27 protein-coding genes are annotated in these 26,058 nt (G+C 60.5%); 8 read left to right on the top strand and 19 right to left on the bottom strand.

Going from position 1 to position 26,058, the window contains the following annotated elements:
* Position 1 precedes the first annotated feature (1 nt).
* The 4 genes from BM352_RS04640 to BM352_RS04625 form a co-directional block, all read right to left on the bottom strand.
* Positions 2-3,388, bottom strand: coding sequence for an efflux RND transporter permease subunit (locus tag BM352_RS04640; protein ID WP_090213120.1), 3,387 nt, complete (start codon positions 3,386-3,388; stop codon positions 2-4).
* Between the two features lie 3 nt (positions 3,389-3,391).
* A complete protein-coding gene (locus tag BM352_RS04635) occupies positions 3,392-4,846 on the bottom strand; it encodes an efflux RND transporter periplasmic adaptor subunit (protein WP_090213118.1) in 1,455 nt (484 codons plus the stop codon).
* An 86-nt stretch (positions 4,847-4,932) separates the two neighbouring features.
* The gene (gene moaB / locus BM352_RS04630; RefSeq protein WP_090213115.1) at positions 4,933-5,475 is read right to left on the bottom strand and encodes a molybdenum cofactor biosynthesis protein B; all 543 of its coding nucleotides are present in this window, start codon (positions 5,473-5,475) and stop codon (positions 4,933-4,935) included.
* A 78-nt stretch (positions 5,476-5,553) separates the two neighbouring features.
* Positions 5,554-6,327 carry a uracil-DNA glycosylase gene (locus tag BM352_RS04625; RefSeq protein ID WP_090213111.1) on the bottom strand — a complete coding sequence of 258 codons (774 nt, stop codon included), beginning with the start codon at positions 6,325-6,327 and terminating at the stop codon, positions 5,554-5,556.
* 114 nt (positions 6,328-6,441) lie between these two features.
* Here BM352_RS04625 and BM352_RS04620 point away from each other — a divergent pair, with 114 nt between their 5' ends.
* From BM352_RS04620 to BM352_RS04600, 5 genes are all read left to right on the top strand, one after another.
* Positions 6,442-7,398: an aspartate carbamoyltransferase catalytic subunit gene (locus BM352_RS04620; protein ID WP_090213109.1), complete on the top strand. Its 957-nt coding sequence runs from the start codon at positions 6,442-6,444 to the stop codon at positions 7,396-7,398.
* A gap of 102 nt (positions 7,399-7,500) precedes the next feature.
* Positions 7,501-8,037: a hypothetical protein gene (locus BM352_RS04615; RefSeq protein WP_090213107.1), complete on the top strand. Its 537-nt coding sequence runs from the start codon at positions 7,501-7,503 to the stop codon at positions 8,035-8,037.
* Positions 8,037-9,332: a dihydroorotase gene (gene pyrC, locus BM352_RS04610; protein ID WP_090213104.1), complete on the top strand. Its 1,296-nt coding sequence runs from the start codon at positions 8,037-8,039 to the stop codon at positions 9,330-9,332. The genes BM352_RS04615 and pyrC overlap by 1 nt, the downstream gene beginning before the upstream one ends.
* Positions 9,325-9,936, top strand: coding sequence for a glycerol-3-phosphate 1-O-acyltransferase PlsY (plsY, locus tag BM352_RS04605; protein WP_090213102.1), 612 nt, complete (start codon positions 9,325-9,327; stop codon positions 9,934-9,936). Before pyrC ends, plsY begins: the two co-directional genes overlap by 8 nt.
* Positions 9,936-10,361: a DUF805 domain-containing protein gene (locus BM352_RS04600; RefSeq protein WP_090213100.1), complete on the top strand. Its 426-nt coding sequence runs from the start codon at positions 9,936-9,938 to the stop codon at positions 10,359-10,361. Before plsY ends, BM352_RS04600 begins: the two co-directional genes overlap by 1 nt.
* Before the next feature lie 9 nt (positions 10,362-10,370).
* Here BM352_RS04600 and BM352_RS04595 read toward each other — a convergent pair whose 3' ends face one another.
* The 3 genes from BM352_RS04595 to BM352_RS04585 are packed head-to-tail and all read right to left on the bottom strand — an operon-like array spanning position 10,371 to position 13,046.
* Entirely contained in the window at positions 10,371-11,741 is a 1,371-nt protein-coding gene (locus tag BM352_RS04595) for a glutamate--cysteine ligase (protein WP_090213097.1), read from the bottom strand.
* 58 nt (positions 11,742-11,799) lie between these two features.
* Positions 11,800-12,324: a hypothetical protein gene (locus tag BM352_RS04590; RefSeq protein WP_090213094.1), complete on the bottom strand. Its 525-nt coding sequence runs from the start codon at positions 12,322-12,324 to the stop codon at positions 11,800-11,802.
* Positions 12,321-13,046: a 16S rRNA (uracil(1498)-N(3))-methyltransferase gene (locus BM352_RS04585; RefSeq protein WP_090219847.1), complete on the bottom strand. Its 726-nt coding sequence runs from the start codon at positions 13,044-13,046 to the stop codon at positions 12,321-12,323. The genes BM352_RS04590 and BM352_RS04585 overlap by 4 nt, the downstream gene beginning before the upstream one ends.
* A 12-nt stretch (positions 13,047-13,058) precedes the next feature.
* On the opposite strand from BM352_RS04585, the gene ubiA reads away from it, so the two are divergent.
* From ubiA to BM352_RS04570, 3 genes are all read left to right on the top strand, one after another.
* Positions 13,059-14,039, top strand: coding sequence for a 4-hydroxybenzoate octaprenyltransferase (gene ubiA / locus BM352_RS04580; protein ID WP_090213091.1), 981 nt, complete (start codon positions 13,059-13,061; stop codon positions 14,037-14,039).
* A gap of 71 nt (positions 14,040-14,110) precedes the next feature.
* Positions 14,111-15,997: an OmpA family protein gene (locus BM352_RS04575; protein ID WP_090213089.1), complete on the top strand. Its 1,887-nt coding sequence runs from the start codon at positions 14,111-14,113 to the stop codon at positions 15,995-15,997.
* Complete coding sequence (locus BM352_RS04570) at positions 15,990-16,319, top strand: hypothetical protein (RefSeq protein ID WP_090213086.1); 330 nt, start codon at positions 15,990-15,992, stop codon at positions 16,317-16,319. Before BM352_RS04575 ends, BM352_RS04570 begins: the two co-directional genes overlap by 8 nt.
* A gap of 10 nt (positions 16,320-16,329) precedes the next feature.
* On the opposite strand, the gene BM352_RS04565 is transcribed toward BM352_RS04570, so the two are convergent.
* From BM352_RS04565 to BM352_RS04510, 12 genes are all read right to left on the bottom strand, one after another.
* Positions 16,330-16,773 carry a molybdenum cofactor biosynthesis protein MoaE gene (locus tag BM352_RS04565; protein WP_090213084.1) on the bottom strand — a complete coding sequence of 148 codons (444 nt, stop codon included), beginning with the start codon at positions 16,771-16,773 and terminating at the stop codon, positions 16,330-16,332.
* A 4-nt stretch (positions 16,774-16,777) separates the two neighbouring features.
* Positions 16,778-17,026, bottom strand: coding sequence for a molybdopterin converting factor subunit 1 (moaD, locus tag BM352_RS04560; protein WP_090213081.1), 249 nt, complete (start codon positions 17,024-17,026; stop codon positions 16,778-16,780).
* Complete coding sequence (gene pgsA / locus BM352_RS04555; RefSeq protein ID WP_090213079.1) at positions 17,023-17,694, bottom strand: CDP-diacylglycerol--glycerol-3-phosphate 3-phosphatidyltransferase; 672 nt, start codon at positions 17,692-17,694, stop codon at positions 17,023-17,025. The genes moaD and pgsA overlap by 4 nt, the downstream gene beginning before the upstream one ends.
* Before the next feature lie 61 nt (positions 17,695-17,755).
* Positions 17,756-18,253, bottom strand: a complete 498-nt coding sequence (locus tag BM352_RS04550; RefSeq protein ID WP_090213077.1) for a gluconokinase — start codon at positions 18,251-18,253, stop codon at positions 17,756-17,758.
* Complete coding sequence (locus BM352_RS04545; RefSeq protein ID WP_090213075.1) at positions 18,254-19,015, bottom strand: SDR family oxidoreductase; 762 nt, start codon at positions 19,013-19,015, stop codon at positions 18,254-18,256.
* Between the two features lie 63 nt (positions 19,016-19,078).
* Positions 19,079-20,053 (bottom strand): P1 family peptidase, encoded by a 975-nt coding sequence (locus BM352_RS04540; RefSeq protein WP_090213072.1) that lies wholly within the window; start codon positions 20,051-20,053, stop codon positions 19,079-19,081.
* Positions 20,053-20,799: an SDR family oxidoreductase gene (locus BM352_RS04535; protein WP_090213070.1), complete on the bottom strand. Its 747-nt coding sequence runs from the start codon at positions 20,797-20,799 to the stop codon at positions 20,053-20,055. The genes BM352_RS04540 and BM352_RS04535 overlap by 1 nt, the downstream gene beginning before the upstream one ends.
* The gene (locus BM352_RS04530) at positions 20,789-21,298 is read right to left on the bottom strand and encodes a GNAT family N-acetyltransferase (RefSeq protein ID WP_090213067.1); all 510 of its coding nucleotides are present in this window, start codon (positions 21,296-21,298) and stop codon (positions 20,789-20,791) included. The genes BM352_RS04535 and BM352_RS04530 overlap by 11 nt, the downstream gene beginning before the upstream one ends.
* Positions 21,291-22,745, bottom strand: coding sequence for an aldehyde dehydrogenase family protein (locus BM352_RS04525; protein ID WP_090213065.1), 1,455 nt, complete (start codon positions 22,743-22,745; stop codon positions 21,291-21,293). The genes BM352_RS04530 and BM352_RS04525 overlap by 8 nt, the downstream gene beginning before the upstream one ends.
* A gap of 12 nt (positions 22,746-22,757) precedes the next feature.
* Positions 22,758-24,311, bottom strand: a complete 1,554-nt coding sequence (locus BM352_RS04520; RefSeq protein WP_090213063.1) for an ABC transporter ATP-binding protein — start codon at positions 24,309-24,311, stop codon at positions 22,758-22,760.
* Positions 24,308-25,117 (bottom strand): ABC transporter permease, encoded by an 810-nt coding sequence (locus BM352_RS04515; protein ID WP_090213060.1) that lies wholly within the window; start codon positions 25,115-25,117, stop codon positions 24,308-24,310. The genes BM352_RS04520 and BM352_RS04515 overlap by 4 nt, the downstream gene beginning before the upstream one ends.
* Entirely contained in the window at positions 25,114-26,058 is a 945-nt protein-coding gene (locus BM352_RS04510; RefSeq protein WP_090213058.1) for an ABC transporter permease, read from the bottom strand. The genes BM352_RS04515 and BM352_RS04510 overlap by 4 nt, the downstream gene beginning before the upstream one ends.

Here is a 26,058-nt window from a genome sequence, read left to right as displayed (position 1 = left end):
CTTACGCGCCTTTGCTACGCGACACTCCATGCGCCGTCGCGGCCACGATCCAGCTCACAATCAGCACCAACGCCGTGCCAGCGACGAACAATATCAAGGCTGCGGTCACTGCTGAGCCAGCAGGAACCAACCCAGCCAAAACTGCGGGCAACGCGCCTTGAACGATTGCCGACCCCAAGGTCGCCGCAAACAAGGCCGCGATAACTAGGCCCAACCCAAGGCTCACCCAGCGCAGACCGCTGCCCGATTGCACCGCGCGACGCAGCGCCTTCATTTGGCGGGACACATCGGCCTGCATCGCCATCAGCGATGGGACAACCAGCAGAACCAGCACAAGGCCGAAGCCCAGCCCGTAGCAAAGGGTAATAACAGTCGGCTTCAGGAACTGCGCTTGTGACGACGATTCAAACAACAGCGGCGCCAAACCCAGCACGGTCGTAAGCGTCGTCAGCAAGACGGGACGCAGGCGGTCGGCCGCGCCGTCGATTATGGCGGGGATCAATCCCCGCTCCTGCGCGTACTCGTCGACGGTCGATACCAGCACAATCGAGTCGTTGATAATAATCCCTGTCATGCCAATCAGGCCCACCACGGTAAACATCGACATGGGAACACCCCACGCGTTGTGCCCGTAGATCGTGCCGACCAACCCGAACGGGATGATCAACATGATCACCATTGGGCGCGTCCAACTCGAAAACACCCAAGCCAGCGCCAGATAAATCCCGATCAGGCAGAACATGAACCCGATTGAGGCATCGGTAAGGAAGTCCGCCTCTTGTTCCGCAAGGCCCGACATGGTGGTCGCCACGCCAAAATCCTGCTCAAGCGCTGGAAGAATATCGGCCTCTAGGCTCGCCATGATCTCCTCGGCGCGAACGGGGTCATCCTCGGAAATGTCACCCGTGACCGACACCAGCCGGACGCCATTCTCCCGCCGCACTGTGGAAAAGCCGGACTGCCGCGCGACAGCAACGATGTCACTCAAGGGCACGTACTCGCCCGACTGCGCCCGCAGGAAGGTGCGTTCTAGAAAATCTGCTGTCAGCTCGCCCTTGGGCAGCTCCACACGGATCGTGGCAGAGCGTGGCCCGTCGGGATAGGTCGCGGCCTCAATGCCGTTCAGACGGTTGCGCAGCACGCGCCCTAACCCGTCAATCGTGAAGCCCAGCGCTTGGCCCTGCGCGGTCAGATCAAGGATCAGCTCTTCTTTGTCATAGGCCAGATTGTCTTCCAATGCGGACACTTCTGGGTATTTGGACAGGGCCGTTTTCAACCCCTCCGCGGCCCGCTTCAGCGTCTCGGCATTCGCTCCATAAATCTGCACATCCAGCGCGTCCCCACCGGGACCAGACCGCCAGCCTCGGAAACTAACCGTCTCCAACATCGGGTGCCGACGCACAGCGTCTTGCAGCTCGCCCACGAACTGGAAGCTGGAATAGCTGCGCAGATCCGCGTCGATCAGCTCGATCGCTATGGAGCCCAGTTGGTCATTGTCCTTGGTTTCCTGCCCCGCCAACCCGCGGCCAGTTGTGCCACCGACTTCGGCCAACACGTAGTCAATCGGGTTGCGCCCATGTTCGGCCTCGTATTTCGCCGCCAACTCATCCGTGGCGCGTTGCATTTCGCGCATCATTTCTAAGGTGTCGTCGCGCGTGGCCCCCGGCAGCATCGAGAAGTTGCCAGAGATCGAGCCGCGTTCCGGCGCATTGAAGAACCGCCATGTCACATCGCCACGAATGAACAGCACCGCCTGTGACATCAGCAGCAGCAATGCCCCTGCCATCACCGGATACCGCGCCCAGATCACACCCGCAATGAAGGGGCGGAACAGCGTCTCGCGAACCCAGTTGAAGCCGCGCGTGACCGTGCGGGACGGCCAGTCATACCAACGCTCCTTCGCCTGCGCGGCAAGCGCGTGGGACATGTGGTTCGGCAGGATCAGGAAGCATTCGACGAGCGACGCAAGCAAAACCACGATCACAGTGAACGGAATGTCTGCGATCAGGTCGCCAAAGCGCCCGCCCACAGCAACAAGGCCGAAGAACGCAATGATCGTCGTGACGGTCGCGGCAAACACCGGCTGCGCCATGCGCCGCGCCGCGTTCTCGGCGGCAGTCGCGGGGTCTTCGCCCAAGGTGGTCGCTCTGAAATCGGCATGTTCCCCCACCACAATGGCGTCGTCGACCACGATGCCCAAGGTGATGATCAACGCGAACAGCGACACCATATTGATGGTAATCCCTGCCGCATACATCAGCGCAATCGCACCCAGCATGGCCACCGGTATGCCCGCTGCAACCCAGAAGGCCGTACGTGCATTCAGAAACAGGAACAGCAGCAACACCACCAAACCTAACCCCATCAGGCCGTTGTCCAGCAGGATGTTCAGCCGGCCCGAAATCGCCTCGGACCGTGTGCGGATCAGTTGGACTTTGGTGCCTTCCGGCAATGTCCGCTCCAACTCTGTCGCGACGTCTTGCACTTGGCCTTGAATGGCGATGGCGTCCCCGCCATTGGTGCGGTCCACGCGAACTGAAACGGCGGGGTTCTCGCCCACGTAATAGGCCCGATCACGGTCGGTGCCTTCGACAAGGATCGTCGCCACGTCGCCGATCGTCAGCTTCGAGCCATCCGCGTTGGAGCGCAAAACAATCCCCGAAATCTGGTCCGCGCTTCGCTTGGCGACACCCGTTCGCACGCGGGCATTGGCACCATCTACGTCCCCCGCCGGATCGGCAGAGGCTTCGCCCCGAATGGCTTCGGCTATCTCGGCCATCGTCACATCGTTGCGGATCAAGGACAGGGACGACACTTCGACGATTGTCTCGGGCGCGGCCACACCCCGAATGGTGGCGCGGGTCACGCCCACGGCAAACAGACGGGTGACAAATTCGTCCGCGAAGCGGCCCAGCTGGTCAACAGACACAGGGCCGGTGATCACCACATCCGTCACGCGGTCACGCCACGCACCACGGCGCACGGTCGGATCATCCGCGTCTTCAGGCAGGTTCGACACGCTGTCGACGGCCACTTGAACGTCATCGGCGGCGCGGGACATGTCCCAGCCCGGTTCGAACTCCAAGTTGATATTGGCGCTGCCCTCGCGCGATTGAGAGCTGGAGCTTTCGACCCCCTCAACCGCCAGCAAGGCAGGTTCCAGAAGTTGCACAATCGCGCCGTCTACGTCGTCCGCGCCAGCCCCGTCCCAACGGACATTGACCGAAACGTTGTCGACAACAACATCGGGGAAGAACTGGGTGTTCATGCGCGGCACGGCGGCGGCGCCAATCGCGATCATCAGAACCAAAAGCAGGTTTGCGGCAGTGCGGTGTCGAGTGAAGTAAGATAGGACTCCGCCGGTTCTGGACGCTATTGCCTGTCTCACGATCTAGCTCCCCATTCGGCTTTCTAGCCGCTCCACCATATCTGCGGGCACCTGCGGCTCGCCCAATTGGACCAACATGCGGGTTCGCACCTCCTCCGGGATGCGGGTGTTTGCTTCCACAAAGGCAATCAGCTTGGCACGGCGGTCCTGATCCAGCTCTACCATCGCGGGGGCTTCGGGAATGGCGCGGTCGCCGCGCAGAGGTTTGACCTTGATGCCCGCGCCCAAAAGCTGCGACCGCTCTGAAACGATCTCGCGCCCTCGCAATCCGCGCACCCGAACAATCACGTCATCGCCCTGACGACGCAAAACGATGACCTCACCATTCTCCAGCCGGTCGTCTTCGCCCAAGACCAACACACCGCCCGACACATCCACAGCAGAGGATGGCACGACAGCGACGCGTTCCAGCTCCGGCTCCTCAATAGCGACAGTCACGAAGTCCCCGGGTCGCAAACCTCTGGTATCCATAAGTTCCGCGAAGAGCAGCCGACCAGTCGTTCCTGCTGTTACCGCCGCACTTTCGCGGGTCAGGCGACCCTGAAAACTCAGATCCGTGCCCAGAACGTCCAAAGTGACCGTCACCGGCGCTTGGGTCAGCCCACCACTTTCATCCAGCAGACGAGCATATTGCGCGGTAGAGACACGGAAGGACACTTCCAGCGCGTCAGGGTCGATCAGTTCTGCCAGTTGCTCGTTATTGGCAACCAGCCCGCCTTCGGTGATCGTCACTCCAGACAAGCGGCCATCGAACGCAGCATACACCTCTGTGTCCGCCAACAGCCGTTCGGCATTGGTCAGGTTAATCCGGCGGCGTTCAATCAATGTCTGGGTCTGGCTGACCCGCGCATCGGCCTGCTGGATCGCCTGACGACGCGACAGCACCGCTTGCTTGGCGCTGGCTTCGGCAAGCTCTGCCGTCTCGACGGTGGCTTCCGTGCCGACGCCGCGTTCTTTCAGATCCCGCTGTCGCTGCAAGGCGCGTTCCCTCAGGGCCAGTTGTTCTTGCGCCGCGCTTAAATCATCCTGCGCAAGGGCAAGAGCGTTGCGGGCTTCGCGCAGGTCAGCTTCGGCCTCGACCAGATCGGTGCGGGCCACATCAACGGCGGTTTGCGCATCGGCGGGATCAATCCGCGCGAGAAGCTGGCCTTTGCGCACGGTGCCGCCCTCCTGGAAATCCGGCGAAAGCTCGACCACTGTGCCGCCAACCGGCGCGCGCAAATCCAGCGTTCGCCGAGATCGGACTTCGCCAAAACTGCTCAACACAGGCGTGACAGAAGTTGGCTCCAACGCAATCACATTGACCGAGAACACGCGCTCGCGCGCGGGGCGGCTTGTGCTTTCGCGGGACCATTTTTCTTCGAGGGAGCTGTAGATCATATCTCCGCCAACGGCGAGAAGACCAACGGTCAACGCCATCAAGAACAGGCCGACGAGGCTACGGCGGAAAAAGCGCATGGTTCAACGAACTCCGAAACTTCACTATTTATGTAGGACGCAAGTCCCCTTACGTCCAATACCTTATCACTTTGCGGCCAGCGTCGTCATTTCCGTCGCTGATGCTCGTCAAGGCGCGGAAATATCTCCACAAAGTTGCAAGGCCGGTGGCGGTAGTCCAGTTGAAGCGACAAGATTTCGTCCCACGCGTCCTTGCACGCCCCCGGACTGCCCGGCAGCGCAAAAAGATAGGTGCCCTGCGCCACGCCACCCGTGGCACGGCTTTGCACGGCGGAAGTGCCGATCTTGTTCATTGAAACGATCGTGAACACCGTCCCGAAGGCCTCGATTTCTTTCTCATAAACATCGCGATGCGCCTCTACCGTGACATCGCGTCCGGTCAATCCGGTGCCGCCTGTGGTCAGGATCACGTCAATCTCGGGGTTGGCACACCAGAGGCGCAACTGGTTGGCGATCTGGTCGCGCTCGTCTTGCAAAATCATGCGGTCCGCCAGAATGTGACCTGCCCCTTCCAGACGGTCCACCAACGTATTGCCGGACTTGTCATCCTCTGGCGTTCTTGTGTCAGAGACAGTCATGACCGCGATGCGGACCGGCACAAACTCTTTGCTCTCGTCAATGCGGCTCATTTTGCTTCCTTTAGTTGCAAGGTTTGGAGCGGGGCAAAGCTGCGATCAAGATCCAGCCGATCAAACGAGCTGCCCATCTCACCCCCGCAGTTTTGCCTGCAGGCTGAGCAAATCGGCCCAAGCCTCGCGCTTGGCAGCAGGCATCCGCAGCAGATAGGCTGGATGCAGCATGGGCAATGCAGGTTTGCCCAGAGCTTCCGACCATGTGCCGCGCAACTTTGTGATGCCCTTAAGCCCTAGCAGCGCGTGACAGGCGTGGTTGCCCATCAGCACCAGAACCTCAGGATTTGCGAGCGCAACGTGCCGTTCCAGAAACGGCAGCATCATCGCCACCTCGTCGGGGTTGGGATCGCGGTTTTGCGGCGGGCGCCATGGAAGGACATTGGTAATATAGATCGGGTTCTCGGCATTCTCGCGCCCGTAATCTATCGCGGCGAACATCGCATCCAGAAGTTGACCCGCTGGCCCAACAAAGGGTTTGCCTTGCTGGTCCTCCTCACGTCCCGGTGCTTCACCGATCACCATGATCTTCGCGCCTGCGATGCCGTCGCAAAATACCAGATTGCGCGCGCCGTTTTTCAAATCGCAATGCGGGAACGCAGCCATCACCGCTTTCAGCCCGTCCAGATCCTGTGCGGACTGCGCCATGTCACGGGCGACCGCAACTGGGTCCGGTCCGTGCTGTTGAACAATCGGGGCTTCGGCGACAGGGACGGGTTTGGCCATTTTAGGCGCCTCTTTGGGCACCTCATAGCGGTTGATTGGCACGTCCCCGATCGCCTCGTCGGCGCCAAGGTCGACATGCCAGTCCAACAGCGCTTTGGCCGTGTAAAAGTCCAGTCCCGATTCCATGAGGCTAAACCTAGTCTGGCCGCACTGGCCCCACAATGACATAACCGTCGCAGGGCGGCCTTGCCCGACTGAACGCTCCCCCTTATAACCCGATAAAATCACGAGAGGGCCTCCATGACATTCCGCGCGAAGCATCTGCTAGGGATTGAACATCTTGCCCCCGATGAAATCACCACCCTGCTTGATCTGGCCGACCAATATGTCGACCTGAACCGCCGCGACGTGAAACATTCCGACACGCTGGCGGGACTGACCCAGATCAACATGTTCTTCGAGAACTCTACCCGCACGCAGGCCAGCTTCGAGATTGCGGGCAAGCGCCTTGGTGCGGACGTGATGAACATGGCGATGCAAGCCAGCTCCGTCAAAAAGGGCGAGACACTGATCGACACCGCGCTGACGTTGAACGCCATGCACCCAGACCTTCTGGTCGTGCGCCACCCGCATTCAGGTGCTGTGGATTTGCTGGCCCAAAAAGTGAACTGCGCCGTGCTGAACGCGGGCGACGGGCGGCACGAACATCCAACGCAAGCCCTACTCGACGCGCTGACCATTCGCCGCGCGAAGGGCCGACTGCATCGCCTGTCCATCGCCATTTGCGGAGACATTGCCCATAGCCGCGTCGCACGGTCTAACATTCTGCTTTTGGGCAAAATGGAAAATCGCGTCCGCCTGATCGGGCCACCGACCCTGATGCCGTCCGGCATGGAGGAATTTGGCGTCGAGGTGTTCGAGGACATGCGCGAAGGCCTCAAAGACGTGGACGTGGTGATGATGCTGCGCCTCCAGAAGGAACGCATGGACGGCGGCTTCATCCCCTCCGAGCGCGAGTATTACCACCGCTACGGGCTGGACCCTGAAAAGCTGTCCTACGCCAAGTCCGACGCCATTATCATGCACCCCGGCCCGATGAACCGCGGCGTAGAGATCGACGGCGTGCTGGCCGACGACATCAACCGCAGCGTGATCCAAGAGCAGGTCGAGATGGGCGTCGCCGTCCGCATGGCCGCGATGGAACTGCTCGTGCGAACGCGGCGCGAGGCCGCGCAAGAACAAGGGGTGATGGTTTGAACGAACCGAAAGACCCTCGCACCTCAGGCAAGGTGGCCATGTATGCCCTGCTTGGCATTTTCGCCTTCACCTGCCTGATGATCTGGTTGGGGAGCTAATCCAATGCCGGACCTGACACTCAGCGCAACCGAACACGGGATGCTACGAATCTTTGCGCTCAGCTCCGAGCTGTCGGCGCAGCTGGAGGCGGACGGATCGTTGGACGCGCTTGGACGCGCAGTGGGGGTTGAAATATCCTCCGCCGATGACGTGCAAATTCTGTCGGTAGACACCTTGGGAGAGTTGGGCCTCAGCGGTTTGTTGCGGGAAGGCTATGACGTCACCCCAAGCTTGGAGGACTCCCTGCGTCTGGACGCTTTGGGTCGGGATGTCGCGCTGATCCGCAGCGCTGCGTTCGGTGGGGTTCAGGCCACCTTCCTTCAAACCGGAGACGCCGAGCTGATTGCCACCTACGCCGAGGGCAAAGCCCCCGCGCCGAAATTCACCCAGCTCGAAAGCGACGCCGCAAAGGGCGTGCTGGGTGGTCCCGCCGCAGAGGCCCCTGAGGGGCGAAACTTTGCCGTGCGCCTGACGCTGATCGCGCTGGCGGCAATGATAGCCGCCTTCTTCTGGGTCTTTTCTTACTACATAGGGTTTTGATGGCTGACTTGCTTCTTACCAACGCACGACTGATAGACCCTGAAGCCGGGACGGAGACGCTTGGCGCTTTGCTCATCAAGGACGGGCGGATTAACGAAATATTACCGCAAGATATTGATATAGATGACAAAAGGTTCCCCGCGGGGAACCGAATTGATTGTGGCGGAAAAGTCCTGGCCCCTGGCATCGTCGATATCGGCGTGAAGGTCTGCGAGCCGGGCGAGCGGCACAAGGAAAGCTTCCGCACCGCAGGTTTGGCAGCGGCGGCGGGCGGGGTCACGACCATGGTGACACGCCCTGACACCATTCCCACCGTGGACACACCCGAGACACTGGAATTCACCAAACGCCGTGGGGCGGAGATGGCACCCGTGCGCATTGCGCCGATGGCGTCGCTGACCAAAGAACGCGCGGGGCGCGAAATGGTCGAGATGGGGTTCTTGATGGATGCTGGCGCGTTGGCCTTTTCGGATGGCGACAACGTCGTGTCCGACAACAAGGTTCTGAGCCGCGCGATGACCTATGCCCGCTCACTTGGCGCGCTGGTAATGGGGCACCCGCAAGACCCCGGCTTGTCCAAAGGCAGCGCCGTGACCTCCGGCAAGTTCGCGTCGCTGCGCGGGCTTCCTTCGGTGTCACCGATGGCGGAGCGCATGGGGCTGGAGCGCGACCTGGCTTTGGTAGAAATGACTGGCGTTCGCTACCACGCGGACCAGATATCCACAGCGATTGCCTTGCCCGTTCTGGAGCGCGCGAAGGCCAAGGGTCTCGATGTCACCGCAGGCGTGTCGATCCACCACCTGACCCTGAACGAGTTAGATGTTGGCAACTACCGCACCTTCTTCAAGGTGAAGCCACCCTTGCGATCCGAGGATGACCGTCTTGCCATGGTCGAGGCCGTTGCTAGCGGGCTGATCGACATCATCTGCTCCATGCATACCCCGCAAGACGAGGAGAGCAAACGCCTCCCCTTTGAGGAGGCCGCGTCCGGCGCTGTTGCGCTGGAAACGCTGCTACCTGCCTCTATGCGCTTGCTCCATGCTGGTGCGGTGGATTTGCCGACCCTGTGGCGGGCGCTGTCGCTCAACCCTGCCAAGCGGCTTGGGTTGGAAGGCGGCAGGCTGTCGGTCGGCGCCCCTGCCGATCTTGTACTGTTTGATCCGAACGCGCCTTTTGTCATGGACCGTGAAACGCTGCGGTCCAAATCCAAGAACACACCCTTCGACGGGCAAAGGATGCAAGGCCGCGTGCTGCGCACATTCGTCGGCGGCGAGGAGGTCTATACCCGTGCCTGAGATTATCACCGCCCCCTACCTGTTGGCCTTTGTCGCCGTCGCGTCTTACCTGCTTGGCTCCATCCCGTTTGGGTTGGTGATCGCCAAGGTCATGGGCTTGGGCAACCTGCGCGAAATCGGATCGGGAAACATCGGAGCCACCAACGTGCTGCGCACCGGCTCCAAATCGGCGGCTTTGGCGACGCTGTTGCTGGATGCGGGCAAAGGCGGGATCGCCGTGTTGCTGGCGCGGTTCTTTGTCGGAGAGGACGCGGCGCAGCTTGCGGGCCTATCGGCGTTTATCGGTCACATCTTTCCAGTCTGGTTGAATTTTAACGGCGGCAAGGGTGTGGCGACCTATCTTGGCACCTTGCTTGCCCTATCCTTTTTCGCAGGTCTGGCTGCGTGCCTGACATGGCTGGTCTTTGCGCTGGTGTTCCGCATCTCGTCATTGGCCGCACTTGCCGCCGCAGCGCTGATGCCGCTTTGGCTCCACCTGATGGGGCTGCCAAGCTATGTGGTGCTGGCCGCCGTTCTGGGCGCGATCATCTGGGTGCGTCACGCGGGCAATATTCGCCGGATGCTCAACGGCACCGAGAAAAAAATCCAGTTGAAGAAAAGCTGATGGGACCGGTCGCAGCCCTCCGATCTTGCCTCTCAAAGAGCTTTCTGTGGCGTGGTCGGGCCGCACGGTCGGAGTTCTGGTGGTTTTTCCTGGTCTTCTATGGCGGGCTGTTTGCCACCGTCATCTACACCGTTTTGTCTGTAGAATCCGGCGATGACGTTCTTTGGCCGCCAGTGGTCTTCACGCTGGCGCTTTTGCCTGCTTTCCTTGCGGTGATGGCACGCCGGTTGCATGACAAGGGGCTGACCGCGTGGCTGATGCTGTTGGGCTTTGTTCCGTTTGGCCAGCTTGCCCTGCTGATCCTTGCAGTTCTGCCGGGCGACGTCGGTCCAAACGGGTATGGCGACGACCCGCTGGGCCGCGCTAAACCGGAAACACTGACCTATGGCAGTTCCCGCGTACCGCTGGTGCGCGACAAGGACTAGCTGCGCTGCTTAGTAGCTGTATTCGTCGTAGATGCGGCTGAGGTCACCGTTCCACTCGCCATGATACTTGGCCAGCAGCTCGTCGGCAGGGGTTTGACCTGTCTCGATGCTTTCTTTCAGCGCATTCAGGAAGTGAGTTTCGTCAGGGACCAGCCCGCCAGCACCGGGCTTGGCGCGCGCTTTCAGGCCACTTTCGGAAATCGCCACAACTTCGCGGGCGAGGTCGATCATTTTCAGGCCATTCACCTCGGCCGCAAGCCCGTCGACGGAGGCCGCAACGCGCCACGCCTCACGGGTTTCGGCATCCCAGCCTTTGGCGACGTCCCAAGCGGCATCAAGGGCCGACTGGTCGTAACACAAGCCCGTCCACAGCGCTGGCAAAGCGCACAGGCGGCGCCAAGGGCCGCCATCGGCACCACGCATTTCGATGAACTGTTTTACGCGGGCTTCGGGGAATACTGTTGTCAGATGGTCGGCCCAATCTGACAGCAACGGCTTTTCGCCCGGCAAGGCAGGCAATTCGCCCTTCAGGAAGTCGCGGAAGGACTGGCCCAGCGCGTCGATATACTTGCCGTCGCGGTAGACGAAATACATCGGCACATCGAGCACCCACTGCACCCAAGCCTCGAACCCCATGCCCTCATCAAAGACGAAGGGCACCATTCCGGTGCGGTCCGCATCCAGATCGCGCCAGATCCGCGAGCGCCACGACTTGTGGCCGTTTGGCTTGCCTTCGAAGAACGGCGAGTTGGAGAACAACGCGACGGCCACAGGCTGAAGCGCCAAGGCGACGCGCATCTTTTGGACCATGTCGGCCTCGGAGCCGAAATCGAGGTTCACTTGCACGGTGCAAGTGCGGCGCATCATGGCGGTGCCCATGGTGCCGACCTTTTCCATGTAGTTGTTCATCAGCTTGTAGCGGCCCTTGGGCATGAGGGGCATTTCCTCATGGCTCCATTCAGGGGCGGCCCCAAGGCCGATAAATTTCACGCCGATTTCGTCGGAAACGGACTTCACTTCCGCCAGATGGGAGTTCACTTCGTCACAGGTCTGGTGGACGGTTTCCAGCGGAGCGCCCGACAGCTCCAACGCGCCACCGGGTTCCAGCGAAACATTGGCGCCGTCTTTGGTCAGCCCGATCAGGTATCCGCCTTCCTCGACCGGCGCCCAGCCAAAGCGGTCGCGCAAGCCAGATAGGACTGCATGAATCGAGCGTTCGCCCTCGTAGGGGAGCGGTTTGTGCGTGTCTTGGCAGTAGCCAAATTTCTCGTGCTCTGTGCCGATACGCCAGTCTTCCTTGGGCTTGCAGCCATCAGCCAGCAATTGTGCAAGTTGGGAATGGTCGGTGATCAGGCCGCCGCCGGATTGAGGGATGGACATGTCGGAGGCTCCGTCAGACTGGTTTAAGGATTAGGGGTGCGGGGAATTTCCGGCGATGTCAATGCAGGCGAACCCTGTCTTTTGCCCAGATCACAAAGCTGTCAGTCGAGGTCGATCCCATAGCGCGAATCGCGGCCTCGAAATCCACACCCTTCAAAGGCGCCAGAGCATCAAACAATTGGGCTGCCCCTTCTGCCGAGTTCGGGATCAGCAAACTATTGCCTCCGTTCTCCTCCAGCAGCCAATGCACGTCTTCGGCAAAGGGACCTTGGTCGTTGGTCAGGATAGTGACGCGGGCCAGATCGTTGATCGACACGGCCCCGCCACCGAGAGGTGCGAAATAGGTGATCTGCCGCTCATCCACTTCGACCACACCGGGGCCATCATGGGTTTTCGACGTCAGCTGCGCGCGCCGCCATGCGGTCCATGAAATCGCCACACCCGCGATGGCGAATAATCCGCCGATCCCCTGCCACAGCAGACCGTGCAAATTGAAGATCATGACGCCCACCAAGGAGACGGCCACGCCGATCAGTAGCTCGAAATAGCGCCAGAACAGGTCCTGGATTTCGGGGCGGATCACACCCAATCCCCATGCGCAGTTTGCCACAGGGCCAGAGCTGCAACGGCCGCGGTATCCGCACGCAAGATACGCGGACCAAGGCTGATGGCATAGCTGTTGGAGTGTGTGCGCAGGGTGTCACGCTCGCGTTCGGAAAAGCCGCCTTCGGGGCCGATGACAATCGCCCAAGGACCTTTGGGGAGGTCGGACAGGTTCGAAGGCTCCCCGACCAAGGATTCGTCACAGAACAGCAGGTGGCGGTCTTCGGGCCAAGAATCCAGCATCGCGGATAGTTTTTGGATGCCCGCGACTTCTGGGACATAGGTGCCGCCGCATTGCTCGGCGGCCTCGATGGCGTGCGCTTGAAGCTTGTCCTGCCGGATGCGGTCGGAGTTTGTATAGTCGGTTTGCACAGGGAATACTTTGGCCGCGCCCATCTCGGCCGCCTTCTCGACGATGAAATCGGTGCGGGCCTTCTTGATCGGCGCAAACAATAGCCACAGGTCGGGGGGAAGTTGCAAAGGCAAGGTCTGCTCCTCGCACACCACCATGCCGCGCCGCTTGGCGGCGTCGACCACGCGGCAGGTCCATTCACCATCCTGACCATTGAACAAGGCAACCGTGTCACCGACGCCAAGGCGCATGACGTTGAAAAGATAATTCGCCTGCGGCTGCGTCATCGGGACGGAATTGCCCTGCCCCAATGGCTGCTCTACAAACAACCTGATTTTTGCGCGTTCCATGGGGCTGAACATATGAGCGAGACAAGCCGAATGCCAGAGGGCCAAACGCCGGAGGGTCAAGTGCTTGATGCGGTCCAGGACAACTGGGTCGACACATGGGCCCCTGCTGCTGCCCGCCCCTATTTGCGGCTGAGCCGCGCGGATCGCCCTATCGGGACATGGCTGCTGTTGCTGCCGTGCTGGTGGGGCGTGCTTTTGGCGGCGGCGGCGGACCCGGCTGGACTGCGTTGGTTTGACCTTTGGATTGTCGTGGGCTGCGCCTTGGGTGCGTTTTTGATGCGCGGTGCGGGGTGCACGTGGAATGACATTTCCGACCGCAAGTTGGATGCGCAAGTGGCCCGCACCAAATCGCGACCTCTTCCGTCGGGTCAAGTCACTGTGACTGGCGCGCTGGTCTGGATGGCCGTGCAGGCGCTGGTCTCTCTGTGCATCTTGCTGACCTTCAATATCGCTGCGATTGCACTTGGCGTGTTGGCGCTGTTGCCGGTCGCGATCTATCCGTTCGCGAAGCGGTTCACGTGGTGGCCGCAGGTATTCCTTGGCATTGCGTTTAACTGGGGCGCTTTATTGGCGTGGACGGCGCATTCAGGTTCGTTGAGTGCGGCACCCGTGATCTTGTATCTTGCGGGCATCGCTTGGACGCTGTTCTATGACACCATCTACGCCCACCAAGACAAAGAAGACGACGCGCTGATTGGCATCAAGTCCACTGCGCGTCTGTTCGGCGATAACTCGGTCTGGTGGCTCCGGCTTTTCATGGTTGCGTCCGTTTCGCTTATGGCGCTGGCAATTATTGTGGCTCTGGTGCCGGGCACCAATGTCATGGTGCTCACACTGGCACTTTGCGGAGCTTGGGCCTTTGGGTGGCACATGGTTTGGCAACTGCGTCGGTTGAACATCGACGATTGGGAAGTCTGCAAACGGATTTTCCAATCCAACCGCGACGCAGGACTTATTGCTGCGCTGTTTCTTGCCGCTGCCGCCTTCCTGTGATTGAACAACCTACGCGCGCCCGTTACGAGGGTGCATGCGCCTTGCCGCATCTTCAATGGTAGACGACCCGTATGAGACTAAAGACAATCGCCGCTTTCTGTGCCGCCGCCGCCCTGTCTGTTGGGGGGGCGTGGCTCTCTGCGGGGTGGGTCGAAGCGCGGTCGGGCGAAGTTGTCACCTCCACACTGATTGACGGTCAGCACGACTGGACCACGGTCACAACGGACGGGCTGCTGGTTGCGTTGGGCGGCGAGGCCCCTGATGAAGCCACGCGTTTCCGCGTCGTGTCAGCCGTTGGCCGCGTGATCGACCCCGACCGCATCGTGGACAACATGGATGTGAAGGCCCGCGAGCAGATCAAAGCGCCACGCTTCTCGGTCGAAATGCTGCGCAACGGCGAAGGAATTTCGCTGATCGGACTTATCCCGCCAACTGGTGACGGCAAAGGTATCGCCGAGCAATTGGCAGACGTCGCCAACAACACACCCGTGACAGACCTGCTTGAGACGGCGAGCTATCCCGTCCCTGAGAATTGGGAAGCCGCCTTGGCCTATTCCATTAAGGCGTTGCGCGACCTTGAGCGGTCCAAAATTTCAGTATCGGCAGATCTGGTCGAAATTACAGCCATATCCGACAGCCCCGAAAGCAAACGACGGATCGAGTCGCAACTGGCCCGCAGCGTACCGAACGGCGTGCGGTTGGCGCTCAGTATATCCGCCCCACGCCCCGTCATCACGCCATTTACCCTGCGCTTCACATTGGATGCAGAAGGCAATGCCTCCTTTGACGCCTGTTCTGCGGATACCGAAGACGCCAAATCGCGTATTCTCCGCGCCGCGAGCAGCGTCGGCCAAATCGAGAAACCCGAATGTGCAATCGGGCTTGGGGTGCCCTCACCGAACTGGGCCAAAGCTGTTGAAGTTGCGATGTCGGGCTTGAAAGACATGGGCGGCGGCTCGCTGACATTTTCGGATGCGGACATTACGTTGGTCGCGCTGGACACCACCAGCCAAGGCACGTTTGACCGCGTTGTGGGCGAAGTCGATGCCGCCTTGCCGGAGGTGTTTTCGATGCATGCCGTGCTGCCCGAAAAAGTCGTTGTGGACGGTACCGGTGCGGAAGCGGCTGTGGAATTTGTCGCCACCCGCAGCCCTGAAGGTCTGGTGCAATTGCGCGGCCGCCTGACAGATGACGGAATCGAACAGATCGTCGGCTCCTTCGCGCGGGCACAGTTCGGCAGTGATAAGGTGTATCTGGCGACCCGTGACGACCCCAACTTGCCCGAAAGCTGGCCAGTGCGTGTGCTTGCGGCGCTTGAGGCGCTAGCGACCCTCGAAAGCGGTAGTGCAGTTGTGCAGAAAGACTATGTCGAAATTCGCGGCCTCAGCGGCGACAAGAACGCGTCGGACACGATCTCGCGCACCCTTGCCGACAAGCTGGGCGACGCTGAAAATTTTGACGTGAACGTCCGCTATGACGAGATGCTGGACACCACGCTCAACATCCCGACGCCCGAGGAATGCGTGTCGCGCATCAACTCCATCCTCAGCGCGGCGAAGATTACCTTTGAACCCTCCTCGGCCGAGATCACAGCAGATACGAAGCGCACGATCGACCGGATCGCGGAGATCGCCAAGCAATGCGAGCGCGTGAAAATGGAGATCGGTGGCTATACCGACAGCCAAGGCCGCGAGGAAATGAACTCCGCGCTGAGCCAGCAGCGCGCTGACTCGGTCCGCGCCGCGCTTCAGTCACGGCGGGTTCTGACAAGCAACATCACCGCCAAGGGTTACGGCGAGGCTGATCCCATCGCGGATAACGACACAGCCGACGGGCGCGAAGCCAACCGCAGGATCGAGTTCAAGCTGTTGACAGACGCCCGCGCGGCGGCCACAGACGACGCATCAGGCGACACAGAAGCCACGACAGAAGCAGAAACCGAGACCCCAAGTGAATAGAACAGAATTCATCATCGCCACCGCCTTTATCCTGTTTCTGGCGTTCTGCGTCGGCTGGTTTGCCTGCTGGCTGGTGCAGCGGTTCAGCCGTGTCACTACGGCTGATGTGGCGGAGTTGGACGAGATGGCCAAAGCGCTGCACGACGCGGAAGAAACCCGCGATCAAGCGATCACCTACCTGCAGCAGCGCGAGGCAGAGCTGACCAACCAATTGTCACAAACGGAAGCAGAGCTTCGGGCGGCGATGGACGGGTTACGCGACGCGCGGCACGAGGCGGAAGAGTTGCGCGGGTATATCGAACGCGTCAATCAAGGCCAGTAAGCGTTCGGGCCTAGGACCAGCGGTCCAACGCGTCCTCGTCACTGTCTTTTGCATCCACCCAATCTGAACCATCCGCGCTGATTTCCTTCTTCCAGAAGGGCGCGCGGGACTTGAGGTAATCCATCAGAAAATCGGCCGCGGCAAAGGCGTCCGCACGATGTCGAGACGCGGTGGCGACCATCATGATGTTGTCGCCCGCTTCCATCGTGCCGAAGCGGTGGATCACCAAGATGTCGGCCAAGCTCCAGCGCTTTTGAGCATCTTCACAGATTTGGGTCAGGGCGCGCTCGGTCATGCCGGGGTAGTGTTCGATCAACATCCGGCTCAGTCCACCAGAGACATCGCGTGTCACGCCCGTGAAGCTGACGACCGCGCCGATATCAGTATCGCCCTTGGCGAAGGCGTTCAGCTCGGCGCCTGGATCGAACGGGGCCTCTTGGACAACAACGCGCATGGCGTTATCCGCCAGTCATTGGAGGGAAGAACGCAACCTCGCGAACGCCATCGAGCGACGCATCGAAATCAGACAGGTCTTGATCCAAGGCGACGCGTAACGCTGACAGATCGGAAAACGCCAAGGCGTAGCGTTCTTCGCGGGTGCGTAGTTGCTCCACCAGATCCATCACGGTGGCGGCAGTGGTTTCCACCTGCTCTTTAGGCAGGCCAATACGTTCCCGCACCCACGCAAAGTAGAGCACGTTGATCATTTCTTGTTCTCCTCGCGCAGGAAAGGCATTGCCTTGCGCAGGTAGTCACCGCCGGTGATCAAGGTCAGGAGCGCCGCGGCCCAAAGCAACACAACCCCGATTTTAAATGTCGCGTTGGCGGCGCCGGCGAACCATGTCAGGCCAAGCGGATCTTCCGACGCGCCGGACATGATCGCATTTAGCGTTTCGTTGTCCATCCCCGAGGTGCGGTCGAGGAATTCGTGCTGGAACAGCCCTGTCGCAAAGAGCACTGCGATCGCGGTCATCTGCGCTGTGGTTTTCCACTTAGCCAGATTTGTAACCTTGAGTAGACCTGCGGTGTCTCCCAAGAATTCGCGCAGCCCAGAGACGAACACCTCGCGAAACATGATCAGGGTCGAGGGCAGCAGCACCCAAGGGTTCATCCCCGAAAAGCCAGTGATAACCAGAAGCGCGATAATCACCATCGCTTTGTCAGCGATCGGGTCCAGCATCGCGCCGAATTTGCTTTCCTGTTTCCACGCGCGGGCAAGATAGCCGTCGATCCAGTCCGTCAGTGCGGCGACGACAAACAGGATCAGCGCAAACCAATCCGCCCAGGGGCGCTGGAAATACAAAAACATGATGGCCACGCCCGGGGCCGCCAAAAGACGCAGAAGCGTCAGGATATTGGGAATATTCCACGTCATAGCCCATGTGTAGCCGAGCGCTGCGTCGGGGGGAAGGCGTGAGTTAAAGAGCCGTTTCTTGCTATCGCACTTGAGGGGAAAGGCGTTCGACCATCTCACCGACGACGTCCTCGAATTCCTGCGCAATGTCGACCGCGAAGCCATCCTCTTGAGGCTGCAAAGGCTCCAGCGTTGCGAACTGGCTGTCGAGCAAGCTCACTGGCATGAAGTGGCCGGTTCGCGCCGACATGCGAGCCTCGATCACCTCTCGCGTTCCGGCAAGGTGGGCAAACCGTGTTTCAGGGCAGACCGCGCGAATGCGATCACGGTAAGACAGCTTGAGAGCGGAGCAGCCGATCAGGGTTGGCCCGTCCGCCTCTGCCAATGCGGCACCGACCCGATCAAGCCAAGGCGCGCGATCAGAATCGTCCAGCGGCGTGCCAGCGGCCATCTTATCGATATTGCTTTGGGGATGAAGATCGTCACCGTCGAAATAGACTGCGCCCAAGGCCTCCGCCACGGCATGTCCAACCGATGATTTGCCGGACCCGGCGACGCCCATGACGATGGCTTTCAACATTTAGAGCGAGGCCGTAATGCCGCCATCGACATAGAGGATATGTCCGTTCACAAAGCTGGACGCAGGCGAGGACAGGAAGACTGCCGCGCCGACCAGCTCATCGACATTGCCCCACCGCCCCGCTGGGGTGCGTTTCTCGAGCCAAGCGGAAAAGTCGGCATCCGCCACCAGCGCCGCGTTCAGCGGCGTGTCAAAATAGCCCGGCGCGATTGCATTGCATTGTAGCCCATGCTTCGCCCAATCGGTCGCCATCCCCTTGGTCAGGTTGCCAACCGCCCCTTTGGTTGCCGTGTAAGGCGCGATACCGGGGCGGGCCAGAGCCGTTTGCACCGAGGCGATGTTGATGATCTTGCCCGCGCCTCGCTTGATCATATGGCGGGCCACAGCTTGGCCGACATGGAAGACTGACGCGATGTTGGTTTGCAGGAGTTTTTCAAATGCGTCCGCGGGGAAATTCTCCAGCTCTGTGCGGTGCTGCATACCCGCGTTGTTGATCAGGATGTCGATGGGCCCAGTGTTGGCCTCGAACTCGTCCACGGCTTTGCGTACCGCCTCGTGGTCCGTTGCATCGAATGCCAGCGTGTGCGGGGTATCGAGGGCGGCGGCAGCGGCGGCGAGCTTCGTTGCATCGCGACCGTTCAACACGATATCGGCTCCTGCATCCTTCAGGCCTTGAGCCAAGGCGTAGCCGATGCCCTGTGACGAGCCGGTGACAAGTGCGCGCTTGCCTGTGAGGTCGAATAGAGCAGCGCCCTTGGTCATGTTGTCATCCTTGAAAAGCTTGGACCGGCATAGTGGCACGAAAATCGACGGCTGGAAAAGCGGTTATGTTTTTGCTTTGAAGCACGGCAGCGGGTCCCCCTTTGCGGGGGTCGCCTCAAAGACCGCACGGGCTATGGCGCGGGCAAGACAAGTGGCGGCGGCGTGACCGATCATCAGCGGGTCGCCTGTTTTTTGTCCGGCTGACACCGCGAAAACTAGGTCCCCATCCATCGGGGTGTGTGACGGCACTATCGCACGCGCCATTCCGTCATGCGCTGCGACGGCCATGCGCTTAGCCTGCGGCTTGGTCAGTTTTGCGTCGGTCGCGACGATGGCGATGGTTGTGTTGGCCCCCTCGCCCGCGTCAGTCTTCAGTGGCAACCTTACCGCGCCGTAGGATGCCGGATCACCGCCAAGACCGCCGAATTCCGCGTCAAATTCGGATTGCGCGGCCCAGAATTTACCTGCGGGTGTCACGACTGTTCCAATCGGGTTCACGGCCACCAAGGCACCAACTGTGACGCCATCCGGCAGCACCACAGAGGCAGAGCCGAGGCCGCCCTTGAAGGTGGCAGATGTAGCACCGGTTCCGGCCCCGATAGAGCCCAAATCAAAATCCTCGGCGGCGTCATCTAACGCCGCACGGCCGAGCGCAGCGTAAGGGTTTTCGTCCCAGTCCTTGCGGCCGCCATTGAGCAGATCAAAAATGATCGCGGCGGGAACAATGGGCACGCGCACATCGCCAACAGCAAAACCCCGCCCTTGTTCCCGCAGGCCAGAGACCACGCCGGAGGCAGCGTCGAGCCCAAAGGCAGACCCACCGGACAAAACCAGCGCATCCACCCCTTCCACGGATTTGTCAGGGTCGAGCAGATCGGTTTCCCGCGTGCCGGGTGCGCCGCCCATCACGTGAACAGACGCCATCAAGGGGGCGTCGGCTGTCAAAACCGTCACGCCGGATTTAAGCGTGTCATCTTGTGCGTTTCCAACCTTCAGGCCGGCCACGTCCGTGATCAAGTTGCGCGGCCCTGTACGCATCAGATGCACCGCCCGCCGTCGACTTCCATGCAGACACCCGTGACCATCGACGCCTCGTCCGAGCACAAGAAGCACGCAGCGTTTGCCATATCTTCCGGCGTTGAGAACCGGCCCAAGGGGATGGTGGACAGGAACTTGGCGCGCACCTCAGGTGTGTCTTCGCCCATGAAGCTCTTGAGCAGAGGCGTTTCCCCCGCGACTGGGTTGATGGCGTTCACGCGGACACCCTCGGGGGCAAGCTCCACCGCCATGGCCTTGGTCGCGGTGTTCATCCAGCCCTTGGAAGCGTTGTACCAGTTCAGGCGCGGGCGCGGGCTGACGCCAGCGGTGGAGGCCACATTCAAGATGCAGCCCGACCCCTGTTTTTTGAGCAGCGGCACGATGTGCTTGGCGGTGAGGTAGACCGACTTGCAATTCACCGCAAAGACCCTGTCAAAGTCTTCATCGCTGACATCTTCCATCAAGGTCGGAAGGTGGGTGGTGCCTGCGTTGTTGATCAGGATATCCACGCGCCCGAACGCGTCGAGTGTGGCATCGACCATCGCCTTGACGCTGGCGTCTTGTGCTACGTTCGCCTCGACCGCCTGCGCGGCGTCGCCAAGCTCTGCCACCAAGTCCGTGGCCATGTCCATGTTCAGGTCTGCAATCATGACCTTCGCGCCCTCAGCCACGAATTTGCGCGCAATGCCCGCTCCGAAACCCGAGGCGCCGCCGGTGATGATCGCTACTTTTCGCTCAAGACGCATTTGTCGTTTCCTTCAAATCAAGTTTCAAAACGTGGCGCAGGTGATCGTCACCCTGCACGGATTTCTCATGGCAATAGCCAAGGCTTTCCCAGAATTTTCGTCCTCGCGGGTTGGCATCAAGAACCGCGATGCGGATGCACGGAGCCCCGTCGGCGCGCGCTTCGGCGATGACGTGCTGTGCCACTTTTCGACCAAGGCCCGTGCCTCGTTCGGCGGGGTCCAGCATCAATAGGCCCATGTACCATTCGCCGGGCTGGTAGACGTGACGGATCGAGGTGGCAATGCCTGCGAGCGTCCCGTCGGGGCGCTCCACCCCGCGCAGAAAAATATCTTCGGGGCCACAGACTGGCGGCGCATCCGTCAGCGTTTTGTGCACATAGGCCTCGTTCGGCGGATTGCCTTCTTCAAGCATCACGTAGTCAGCGGCGCGGTCGCACAGGTCACTGACGCGCGCGAAATCGGCATCTGCATCAAGCTGGATGATCCTGAGATCATCCATGCAATGCCGCGACAGTTTTCAGGGTGGAAAAGCCGTATAGCGCCTCGAACCCTTTTTCGCGCCCGTGGCCGGACAGGCCGGTGCCGCCAAAGGGAAGCTCCACCCCGCCGCCTGCGCCGTAGTTGTTGAGGAAGACTTGCCCAGAGCGTAGCGCCTTCGCCAGCCGCATTTGCCGCGCGCCGTCGCGTGACCAGACAGAGGCCACAAGCCCGAACTGGGTTCCATTGGCGATCGAAAGGGCTTCTGCCTCGTCGTCGAAAGGGATCACGACCTGAACGGGCCCAAAGATTTCCTCTTGGGCCAGAATGTGGCCGGGGCTGACGCCTGCAAACAGCGTTGGGGCCACGTAGTGACCCTCGGCGGGGGCATTGCCAATGATCTGGCCTTGTGCGGCTTTCTCAAGCGAGGCGCCTTGGGCAAGGAAGCCTTCGACGATCTCTTTCTGGCGGGCGGAAATAAGCGGCCCGACGTCCAGATCATCCATGGCGGGGCCGACTTGCAATTCGCCATAGCGGGCGGCCATGCGGTCAAGCACCTCGTCAAACACGCCGCGCTGCACAAGGATGCGCGAGGAGGCGGAACAAGTCTGGCCCGCATTCTGCACGCCTGCGTTCACAAGGAACGGCAGCGCCGCGTCAATGTCAGCATCGTCGAACACCAGTTGCGGGGACTTACCGCCAAGCTCCAACGTGACGGGGACGATGTGTTCCGACGCTTGGCGCTGGATCAGCTTGCCGACCCCGACCGAGCCAGTGAAAGAGACGTGATTGACGCCTGAATGGCCCGCCAGCGCGGCTCCGGCCTCGGCACCCAATCCGGGCACAACGTTCAGTACCCCTTCGGGCAAGCCGGCCTGCCGCGCGAGGTCGGCAAAGGCCAATGCAGTCAGGCAGGCTTCTTCCGCGGGTTTCAGAACGGCGGCGTTGCCCATTGCTAAGGCGGCCCCGACAGAGCGACCGATGATTTGCATCGGGTAGTTCCACGGGATGATGTGGCCAGTAACGCCGTGCGGTTCGCGCAGGGTGTAGACCGTATACCCGTCCAGATAGGGGATCGTGTGGCCATGAAGTTTGTCAGCGGCCCCGCCGTAGAATTCCATGTAGCGGGCAAGTGCGAGGGCATCGGCCTTGGCCTGCTTAAGCGGCTTGCCGACATCCATCGCCTCAAGCCGGGCCAAAGTGTCAGCGTTTTCGAGAACCAGAAGGCCAATCCTGGCAAGGATGCGCCCGCGTTCGGGCGCGGTCATCCGCGCCCACGGCCCGTGCAAGGCGTCTTGCGCGGCGGCGACAGCGTGGTCGATATCGGCCTGCTGGCCGCGCGCGATCTGGCAGATGACCTGACCGTTCGATGGGTTGCCAAGATCAAGGGTCTGCCCCGCGTCAGGATTGACCCACGCGCCGCCGATAAAGCAAAGGGACGGGTCGAACCAAAGGTCTTGGGTGCTCATGCGATGGCCTTTCTATGCGCCGGGAAGCTGTGGGGCGGCTGCGATCAGAGTTTGAGTGTAGGGATGGGACGGGGTTGTGAACAAGTGTTCAGTTTCACCCTCCTCCACAATTTTTCCGGCTTTCATCACCAAGCAACGATCGGTAATCGCCCGCACGACCGACAGATCATGCGAGATGAATAGGTAGGTCAGTCCGAACTCGTCGGACAAATCTGCGAGAAGATCGAGAATTTGCGCCCGGATAGAGACATCAAGGGCAGACACTGCCTCGTCCAGAACGATCAGCTCTGGCTTGATCATAAGTGCTCGCGCGATGGCGATGCGCTGCCGCTGACCGCCAGAAAACTCGTGGATGTATTTGTCTTTGTCGGCAGGTGTCAGACCGACCGAGATCAAGGCTTCGTCAAGCTCGGCGGGGGTGGCTTTGCGGCCAAGCAAGTGGAACGGCTCTGCCACCAAGCGGGCGACCTTGTGGCGCGGATTGAAGCTGCCATAGGGGTCTTGGAACACCACCTGCATCTTGCGTCGCACGGTTGGGCCGACGGGTTGCCCGTCCAGCAGGATCGAGCCGCCTTGCAAAGGCTCAAGCCCCAAGATGGCGCGCGTTAAGGTCGATTTTCCGCATCCGCTTTCGCCAACAAGACCAAGGCTTTCGCCGCGCCTGATCTCAAAGCTGACATCGTCCACCGCGCGGAATTTTCCTGCAGCGCCGAACAAAGTCTTGCGCGGTAAAGTGTAGTCGCGGACCGCGTTTTTGACCTGCAGGAGCAAATCGTGGCTGGGCGCAACCGCACGGTCTGGCTGATGGCCGGACGCTTCAAACAGGGCCTTGGTGTAGGGATGTGACATGGTGCGGTGAAGGTCCGCGTCGCCGGTTTCGACGACCTCGCCGTTTTTCATGATTGCAATGCGATGGGCCATGTCCGTCACCACCGCCAAATCGTGAGAGATCAGCATCAGGCCCATGTCATCTTCACGCACCAACCGCGCGAGCAAGTCGAGGATTTCGGCCTGTGTGGTCACATCAAGCGCTGTTGTCGGCTCGTCTGCGATTAACAGCTTGGGCTGTAAAGCGATGGCCATAGCGATCACCACACGCTGACGCTGGCCGCCCGACATCTCATGCGGGTAACGGCCGAGCGGGAACTTGTCTTGAGGCAATTCGCAGCGCGTTAGAGCCTGTGCGGCGCGCAACATTGCATCGGCCTTGGAGGTGTTAGGCTCATGGATCAGGATGGTTTCCGCCACCTGTGCGCCGATGGTTTGCACGGGGTTCAGCGCCGTCATGGGTTCCTGGAACACCATACCAACCTGCCGCCCGCGCATCGAACACAGGTCTTTTTCCGGCATCGCGAGGATATCTTGGCCCAACAAGGTGACGCGTCCGTTGCACTCGGAACCCTCGGGCAACAACTGCAGGACCGAGAAAGCTGTCAGCGATTTTCCTGAACCGCTTTCGCCGATGACCCCAAGGATTTCGCCGGGACCGACAGTCATAGACACGTCGCGCAGGATCGGGGTGCCGCGGATCGACAGGGACAGGTTCTCGATGGCCAAGAGTGTCATCGTTGAACCCTCAATTTAGGGTCTAATACGTCCCGAAGCCCATCGCCGGCGAGGTTCAGCCCCAAGACCGTGAACAAAATTGCAAAGCCCGGAAACAGGGCGACGTGAGGGGCCAATGCGATGAGCGTTTGGGCGTCAGCCAACATACGACCCCATGATGGCGTGGGAGGCTGTGCCCCTAAGCCGACGTAGGACAAAGCCGCTTCGGCCAGAATGCCAAGGCTGAACTGGATTGTGCCCTGCACGATCAGCAGGTTGGCGACGTTGGGGAGAATATGTTCGACCGAGATGCGCACAGCCCCTTTTCCAGCCACGCGCGCGGCGAGGACATAATCGCGTGTCCAAAGCGAAAGCGCAGCACCTCGTGTCAGGCGCGCGAAGACAGGAATGTTGAAGATGCCGATGGCGATGATCGCATTGACGGCGGAGGGGCCAAAGATTGCGGTAATGAGGATGGCTATCAGCAGCGACGGGAAGGCAAAGATCAGATCGTTGCCCCGCATGATGACCTCGTCCAAAAGCGATCCCTTGCGGGCAGCCGCGGCAAGGCCAAGTGGCACACCCAGCCCCATGCCGATGCCCACAGCCACAACGGCGACAGCAATAGACGTACGCGCGCCGACCATGATCATCGAGAAGATATCGCGCCCGAAGTGGTCTGTGCCGAACCAGTGGGTGGCTGTCGGGGCTTTCAGCTTGTTAGCGATGTCCAAGACGGTGACGTCATAGGGCGTCCATAGAAAGGAGACCAACGCCCCCAGCGCAAATAATGCCGTAAGGGCGAGCCCGACGATCAGGTTTCTCATGCGCGGCCCCTTAGACGGGGATCGACCCATGCGTAGGCCAGATCGACGGCGAAATTGACCACGATGACGGCGAAGACCAGCAGGAAGACGACGCTTTCCACCACAATCAAGTCGCGCTGCGAAATGGCCTGAAAGACCAGCCGCCCGAGCCCCGGGAGGTAAAAGACATTCTCGATGATGATCGCGCCGGCCAACAGGAAAGAGAATTGCAGGCCAATGATTGTCAGCACGGGGATCATTGCGTTGCGCAGAGCATGCCGCCAGAGCGCTTGACGCTGTGTTAGACCCTTTGCGCGGCAAGTGCGGATGTAGTCCTCGGATAATGTATCCAAAAGGGCGGAGCGCATCACACGCGCGAGGATGGAGGCCTGCGGCAAGGCTAGGGCAATGGACGGCAGGGTGAGTGCTTTCAACGCCGCGACGGGGTTATCCCATCCCGGAAAGCCGCCCGCAGAGAACCACCGCAGGTTTATCGCGAAAAGCAGCACCATGAGCATCGCGAACCAGAAATTGGGGATTGCGATCCCCAATTGCGTGGCCCCCATGACGGACATATCTGCCCAAGAGCCGCGTTTCGTGGCGGCAAGGATGCCAACCGGAAAGGCGATCAGGACAGTCAGGCCTAGCGCAATCAGCGCGAGCGGAAGGGAGAGCCAGAGGCGGTCACCAATGATCTCCGCCACAGGTGTGCGGTATGTGTAAGAGGTGCCGAAATCACCCGACAGCATCCCTGTAACCCATGACAGGTATCTTGTGGCGATTGAGGCGTTCAAGCCCAGCTCTTCGCGCAAGGCGGCGACCGTGTCGGGTTGCGCGTTGATGCCCAGCATGAAGGAGGCCGGATCGCCAGGGATGACCTCGATACAAGCAAAAATGACAAGGCTCGCCACAATCAGCGAGATTGCCAGCGAGCCAAGTCTTTTGACGGCATAGCGTAGCAT

This window comes from Litoreibacter janthinus, assembly GCF_900111945.1.
Classification (GTDB): Bacteria; Pseudomonadota; Alphaproteobacteria; order Rhodobacterales; family Rhodobacteraceae; genus Litoreibacter; species Litoreibacter janthinus.
The sequence above is the reverse complement of the archived record's forward strand: the minus strand, read 5'-3'. Positions and strand labels throughout refer to the sequence as shown.